The sequence below is a fragment of the Mesorhizobium sanjuanii genome, from assembly GCF_002529485.1.
Classification (GTDB): domain Bacteria; phylum Pseudomonadota; class Alphaproteobacteria; order Rhizobiales; family Rhizobiaceae; genus Mesorhizobium; species Mesorhizobium sanjuanii.
This window is the reverse complement of the sequence record NZ_NWQG01000200.1, coordinates 21,246-28,002: the sequence shown is the minus strand read 5'-3', so window position 1 is coordinate 28,002 and position 6,757 is coordinate 21,246. Positions and strand designations below refer to the sequence as shown.

At 64.1% G+C, this 6,757-nt stretch carries 6 protein-coding genes; 5 read left to right on the top strand and 1 reads right to left on the bottom strand.

Translation table 11 applies throughout. The features are described 5' to 3' along the window. The coding region (locus tag CN311_RS26140; RefSeq protein WP_097576547.1) for a M24 family metallopeptidase at positions 1-1,088 on the bottom strand (1,088 nt) is incomplete at its 3' end. A 368-nt stretch (positions 1,089-1,456) separates the two neighbouring features. Between CN311_RS26140 and CN311_RS26135 the strand changes: the two genes are divergently transcribed. The 5 genes from CN311_RS26135 (at position 1,457) to CN311_RS26110 (ending at position 6,752) form a co-directional block, all read left to right on the top strand. Continuing rightward, entirely contained in the window at positions 1,457-3,067 is a 1,611-nt protein-coding gene (locus CN311_RS26135; RefSeq protein ID WP_097576540.1) for an ABC transporter substrate-binding protein, read from the top strand. Positions 3,068-3,329: 262 nt separating this feature from the next. After that, positions 3,330-4,316 (top strand): ABC transporter permease, encoded by a 987-nt coding sequence (locus CN311_RS26125; protein WP_097576539.1) that lies wholly within the window; start codon positions 3,330-3,332, stop codon positions 4,314-4,316. Then, a complete protein-coding gene (locus CN311_RS26120; RefSeq protein WP_097576538.1) occupies positions 4,313-5,143 on the top strand; it encodes an ABC transporter permease in 831 nt (276 codons plus the stop codon). The genes CN311_RS26125 and CN311_RS26120 overlap by 4 nt, the downstream gene beginning before the upstream one ends. Continuing rightward, positions 5,140-5,973: an ABC transporter ATP-binding protein gene (locus CN311_RS26115; RefSeq protein WP_165779857.1), complete on the top strand. Its 834-nt coding sequence runs from the start codon at positions 5,140-5,142 to the stop codon at positions 5,971-5,973. The genes CN311_RS26120 and CN311_RS26115 overlap by 4 nt, the downstream gene beginning before the upstream one ends. Further along, complete coding sequence (locus CN311_RS26110) at positions 5,970-6,752, top strand: ATP-binding cassette domain-containing protein (RefSeq protein WP_097576537.1); 783 nt, start codon at positions 5,970-5,972, stop codon at positions 6,750-6,752. The genes CN311_RS26115 and CN311_RS26110 overlap by 4 nt, the downstream gene beginning before the upstream one ends. Positions 6,753-6,757: the final 5 nt, after the last annotated feature.

Here is a 6,757-nt window from a genome sequence, read left to right as displayed (position 1 = left end):
GTTGGATGGAGCATGGTCGTCTCGACCGACAGCACCATGTTTTTCTCCAGGGGCTGTTCGGCATAGGTGCCTTCATAGGTCACCGGATGGTTGGTCATCAGGAATGGCGCCTCATGCGTGATCAGCCCCATGCCATGGGCGAAGAAATCGGTGTAGGACGCGACCCTGGATTTCTTCAACACGCCCTCCGCGTGAGAAATCATGTCGCCGCCCGGCGTGCCCGCCTTGACCTTGGAGAAGGCCGCTTGCTGCACCGTCTCGACCTCGGCCAGCAGATCCTCGAGTTCGGCGTCCGGCTCGCCCAGAATGCCCATGCGGCAAAGGTCGCCGATATAGCCGTGGTAGTTGCCGCCGGAATCGATCGACAGCACCTCGCCCTTCTTCCACGCCTGCTGCGAGGCGGCGCGATTGTGGCTGGAACCAAGCGTCAAAAGACAATATTCGAAATGCGCGCCGCGATTGGTCTCCTCGCGCCTGAGCTGTTCTATGATCTCGGTCTTGGTCGTGCCTTCGCGCGCTCTTTGGATGGTCGCCAGCATGGAATCGGTGATCAGTTCCGAGGCGATGCGCAGCTTCTCCAGTTCGGCATCCGTCTTGATGGCGCGCATGCGCTCCAGCATGTCGGTCGCATCGATCAGCTTGGCGTCCGGCAGCGCCTTGCGGATCAGCATATACGCGTCCGAGGGCAGAAAAGCCGGCTCAATGCCGATGCGGGCATCGCCCTTGCCGATCTTCTTCAGGTGCTCGACGGCGAGATTGGCGGCGTCAAGCGTGCCCCAGCAAGCGGTATGCAGTGTCGGCGTCCAGAACGGATGGTTCTGGTGCTCGCCGCCTTCCATGCGGTTGCCGATATAGGCGGCATGGTCCGGCCCGCCCTTCTCGTAGACGACCACGGGCAGATAACGGCTATGGCCGATCGCATCCATGGCGGCGAAGAAGATGAACTTGTAGCCGCCAAGCAGGTACTGCGTATTGTGCTTGGAGGTGGCGAGCAGCACATCGATGCCGGCCTCCTCCATCAACCGGTCGACCCTGGCATGGTCGAACGGAATGGCGCTGACGGCACTCTTGCCCGGGGCGATGTTCATTTCTCTCTCCCTGAATTCCTTGTCGGCCGGTCGCATCGCCGGCTGTTTGGTCTGGCTGTCGATCAAATCTGCACTATCTTGCCCAGTCTGGTCCAGCCAGAAATAGGCCGAACGGCTACGTTAGCACGCTTTGTCGCCCCCACATCGTGGCATCGACATGATCTGGTCCTACCAGATCATGTCGAATAGAGTCGCTTCGCTATAACTGGTCCAGCGAACAGAATTTTCAAAGCCACATGAAGATGCGCCAAATCCGTCTCTGGCGAAACCCCGGACAAGGCCCATAATCGCTGTTGCAGGATGCTGGCGGGATCGCGAATATCCGAGGGTATTGGCGCGCCGGGTCGCGGAGAGGACGGAGTTCGATCATGTCAGATTTCAGGATTTCCAGACGCACCATGCTTGCCGGTTCGGCAATGCTTCTAGCCTCCACCGCCATGCCTGGTATCGGCTGGGCGCAGACGCCGAAAAAGGGCGGCCGGCTGGTGGTTGCCGCCGATTCCGAGCCGCGCAATCTCAATCCGGCGATCGTCGCCTCCAACGGCGTCTTCTTCATTTCGAGCAAGATCGTGGAGACGCTGGCCGAAGCCTCCTTCGACGGCAAGGACGGGCTGGAGCCGCGCCTTGCGCTGAGTTGGGAAGGAGCTGCCGACGGCCTGTCGGCGACATTCAAATTGCGCGAAGGCGTCAAATGGCATGACGGCAAGCCGTTCACTTCGGCCGATGTCGCCTTCTCGGCGCTGCAGATCTGGAAGCCGCTGCAAAATCTCGGCCGCACCGTGTTCAAGGATCTGGACGCCGTCGAAACACCGGACGAACTGACCGCCATTTTCAAGTTCGCCAAGCCGACGCCATTCCAGCTGATCCGCAATGCCTTGCCGGCGTTGAGCAGCGTCGTGCCGAAGCACATCTATGAGACGGGCAAGATCGAGGACAACCCGGCCAACAACGCGCCGGTCGGCACCGGTCCATTCAAGTTCGCCGAATACAAGGCCGGCCAGTACTACCGGCTGCAGAAGAACACCGACTACTGGGGCAAGGATGAGCCTTATCTCGACGAGATCATCTACCAGGTGCTGCCCGACCGCACCTCGGCCGCCAGCGCCCTGGAAGCCGAGGAGATCCACCTCGCCGCCTTCTCCGCCGTGCCGCTGGCCGACCTCGAGCGCATCTCCAAGGTGCCGGGCCTGAAGGTGATCACCAAGGGCTATGAGGGGCTGACCTATCAGCTTGTCGTCGAGATCAACCATCGTCGCAAGGAACTGGCCGACCTCAAGGTGCGCCAGGCGATCGCGCACGCCATCGACAAGGATTTCGTCGTCAAGACGATCTTCCTCGGCTATGCCGCCACCGCCACTGGTCCGGTGCCGAAGAACGATCCGCAGTTCTACACCGCCGACGTGCCGACCTACGCTTTCGACGTCGCCAAGGCCAATGCCCTGCTCGACGAGGCCGGCTACATCAGAGGCGACGACGGCAAGCGCTTTTCGCTGAAACTTTTGCCGGCTCCCTATTTCAACGAGACCAGGCAGTTCGGCGACTATCTGCGCCAGGCGCTCGCCGCCATCGGCATCGACGCCGAACTGGTCAACAACGACTCGCCCGCGCATATCAAGGCCGTCTACACCGACCATGCCTTCGACCTTGCCGTCGGCCCGCCGGTGTTCCGTGGCGACCCGGCGATCTCGACCACAATTCTGGTGCAGAGCGGCATTCCGGACGGCGTGCCTTTCTCCAACCAGGGCGGCTACAAGAACGACGATCTCGACGCCCTCATCGCCAAGGCCTCCGAAACGCTCGACACATCGGCCCGCACCGAACTCTACAAGGAGTTCCAAAGACAAGTCGCCGCCGACCTGCCGCTCATCAACGTCGCCGAATGGAGTTTCATCAGCGTCGCCCGCGACACTGTCCAGAACATCGCCAACAATCCGCGCTGGGCGGTGTCGAACTGGGCGGACACCTATTTGGCGAGCTGACCTCCAGACTTGCAGATCGATTGTCCGGGTGCTCAGGTTCGATAATGAGAGTTCCTTCGCGCCCCCCTCTGTCCTGCCGGACATCTCCCCCACGAGGGGAGAGATCGGCTTTCATCCGGCTTTTCGCCAATCTCCAACGTTGCAGGACTGAGCGAGGTGCCAAAGCTGCCAATCTCCCCCCTCGTGGGGGAGATGTCCGGCAGGACAGAGGGGGGCGCCGTAGAACGCGACCTCAAGTGACCGCCAGCGGTGTCCCTTCCTCATGAACCGCGCCCTCATCCTCCTTCGCCGCCGTCTCGTCGGCAGCGTCTTCGTGCTGCTGGTCGTCATCATCGGCACCTTCCTTTTGCTGGAACTTGCCCCCGGCGACGCGGTTGACGCCTATATCGTCTCGACCGGGGGCGATGCCGGCATGATCGAGCTGCTACGCCACCGCTGGGGCCTGGACCAATCGGAACTGACGCGGCTGGCCCACTATCTCTGGGCGCTGCTGCATCTCGACCTCGGCCAGTCGGTTACTTTTTCCAGGCCGATCCGCGACGTCATCCTCGAGCGCTTGCCGACAACGCTTATCCTGATGGGCAGCGCCACCGCGCTCTCCTTCGGTCTCGGCTCGGCGCTTGGTATCTACGCCGGCGCCAGGCCCGGCAGCTTTCGCGATCGTTTCCTCTCGGTCGGCTCCCTGGCGCTCTATGCCATCCCCGGTTTTTGGTTCGGCCTGGTGCTGATCGTCATCTTCGCCGTCGACCTGCGCTGGCTGCCGATCGGCGGCATCGAGAGCATCGCCTCGACCAAGACCGGCCTTGACCGGGCCGCCGATATAGCCAGCCATCTCGTCCTGCCGGTTTCAGCGCTCGGCTTCATCTATCTGGCGCTCTATTTGCGCATGATGCGCGCCGGCATGGCCGAGGCCTGGCGGCAGGATTTTGTCCTCGCCGCCCGTGCCAGGGGCATTTCCCGCCGCCGCATCGTGCTCACCCATGTCGCCCGCAACGCACTGCTGCCGCTGGTCACCATGCTCGGCCTGCAATCTGCGCAGATGCTGGGCGGCAGCGTCGTCATCGAAAGCGTCTTTGCCGTGCCCGGCCTCGGCCGGCTGGCGCAGGAAGCGGTGGCCGCGCGGGATACACCATTGCTGCTCGGGATTATTCTCACCAGCGCTGTGCTCGTCATCCTCATCAATCTTCTCGTCGACATCGCCTACGCCTTGCTTGATCCGCGCGTCGGCGCCAGCGAGGCCGGCGCGTGAGCCCGCTTCGCCGCTTTCTTCGTATGCCGGAAGCACTCGCCGGCACGGTCATTCTGGCGGCGCTGTTCGCCATGGCGCTCGCCGCACCCTTGATCTTTCCCGGCGATCCGCAAGCCATTGCCGGGCCGGCGCTGCTGCCGCCTTTCCAGGACTGGTCGCTGCCGCTCGGCACCGACCGGCTCGGTCGCGACGTGCTGGCCGAGTTGTTTCACGGCGCCCGCACGTCGCTGGCTGTCGGACTGGCGGCGGCGGCCGCCGCTCTTGCCGTCGGCGCGATAGTCGGCACGCTGGCAGGCTTTGCCGGCGGCCTCATCGACGACGTGCTGATGCGCATCACCGATGCCTTCCAGACCGTGCCGAGCTTCCTCCTGGCGCTGGCCTTCGTCAGCGTCGTCGGGCCTTCGCTCGGCGTCGTCGTCGTGGCGATCGCGCTTGGCGCCTGGACCGGTCCAGCGCGCGTGGCGCGAGCCGAAGTGCTGTCGATCCGCGAGCGCGATTTCGTCGCCGGCGCCCGCGTCATCGGCATGCACCCGCTGGCGATCGCCTTTCGCGAAATTCTGCCCAACGCTCTACCGCCGGTGGCGGCATTGTCCTCGGTGATCGTCGCTGCTGCGATCCTTACCGAAGCCGCTCTGTCCTTCCTCGGTCTTGGCGACCCCAATCGCGTCACCTGGGGCGGCATGATCGCCGAAGGCCGCGCCGTTTTGCGCACAGCGCCCTTCCTGTCGATCATTCCGGGCATCGCGCTCGTGCTGACCGTGCTTGGCGTCTATCTCGTCGGCGAAGGCGTGGTCGAGACGACGGCGGTGCGGAGGAGCCTGTCGTGACGGCGCTGCTCGCGGTCCGCGATCTGACAGTGACCCACCGCCGCGACGGCGACGAGGTGGCGGCGCTGAAAGACATCAGCCTGGATATTGCCGTCGGCGAGCGGCTGGCCGTCATCGGCGAGAGTGGGTCTGGCAAGAGCACGCTGGCGCTGGCGATTGCCGGGCTGTTGCCGGCTTCCGCCAGGATCGATGGTCGTATCGACTGGTCTTTGCCATCGCCGCCATCTTGGGGTGTGAAGGAACGCCAACCTAAGTTTGTTCCCCTCGGTGGCCGCGACATCGGCTTCGTCTTCCAGGACCCGTCGGCCAGCCTCGATCCGGTGATGCCGGTCGGCAAGCAGATCGCCGAAGTTGCCCACACCCACCTCGGCCTGAATTGGCCGCAAGCCTATGCCAAGGCAAAGACCCTGCTCGAACGCGTCCGCTTGCCCGATCCGGACGGCGCCTTGCGCGCCTTTCCGCACCAGCTTTCCGGCGGCCAGAAACAGCGTATTGCGATCGCCGCCGCGATAGCCGCCGGCCCGAAACTGCTCATCGCCGACGAGGCGACCAGCGCGCTGGACACCATCGTGCAGGCCGAGATCGTTACATTGATCCGGCAACTCGTGGCCGAGGACGGCATGACGCTGCTGTTCATCAGCCACGACATCGCGCTGGCCGCCGCGCTGGCCGAGCGCATCGCCGTATTCCGGCATGGCGGACTGGTCGAGATCGGTGCGGCCAGGCAAATCGTCAGCGGCCCGCGCCACGCATACACACGCTCACTGCTCGACGCCCATCTCGGCCTCGACGCAATACCGCTTTCGCGGCAGGCCGGAACTTCGGCATGAGCAGTCCGTTGCTGAGCGTTTCCGGCCTCACCAAACGATACCGCCGCCGCGGCGAGACCATCGCCGCCGTCGAGGATGTCTCCTTCCACATCGAACCCGGAGAAACGCTAGCGCTGGCCGGACCATCGGGCAGCGGCAAGTCCACGGTCGCACGGCTGGTGCTCAGACTGGTCCAACCCGACGCCGGCGATATCCAGTTCGAGGGCGAGGATTTTCTCACCCTCGGTGGCGCCGCCTTGCGCAGCCGGCGCGCGCACCTGCAAATGGTATTCCAGGATCCGCTCGCCGCTTTCAACCCCCGTGCCACCGTGGCGCGTGTGCTCGACGATCCCTTGCGCATCCATGGCATTGCGTCCCGGCCGGAGCGCCCGCGCCGCATCGCCGCCCTGTTGGAGCGCGTTGGCCTTAGCCCTGATCTTGCGCCGCGAGCCATCCACGAAATCTCCGGCGGCCAGCGCCAGCGTGTCGCGATTGCCCGCGCCATCGCCACGAAACCGTCGCTGATCGTGCTCGACGAGGCCGTGTCGGCGCTCGACGTGTCAGTACGCGGACAGATCCTCAGGCTGCTGCTCGATCTGCAGCGTGAGGAACGGATCGCCTATCTCTTCATTTCGCATGATCTCGGCGTGGTCCGTGCCATCGCTCATCGCCTCGTCATCCTTGACGCCGGCACGATCGCCGAGAGCGGCGATGCCCGCACGGTAATTGACGCGCCGCAATCGGCCATCGGCAAGGCGCTGGTGGTGGCGGCGCCAAAACTCGACCGAACCGGACCATGATCAGC

Excerpts from the sequence above, each read along its gene's own strand:
- CN311_RS26135 (WP_097576540.1), top strand. The coding sequence starts at position 1,457 with ATGTCAGATTTCAGGATTTCCAGACGCACCATGCTTGCCGGTTCGGCA.
- CN311_RS26125 (WP_097576539.1), top strand. The coding sequence starts at position 3,330 with ATGAACCGCGCCCTCATCCTCCTTCGCCGCCGTCTCGTCGGCAGCGTC.
- CN311_RS26110 (WP_097576537.1), top strand. The coding sequence starts at position 5,970 with ATGAGCAGTCCGTTGCTGAGCGTTTCCGGCCTCACCAAACGATACCGC.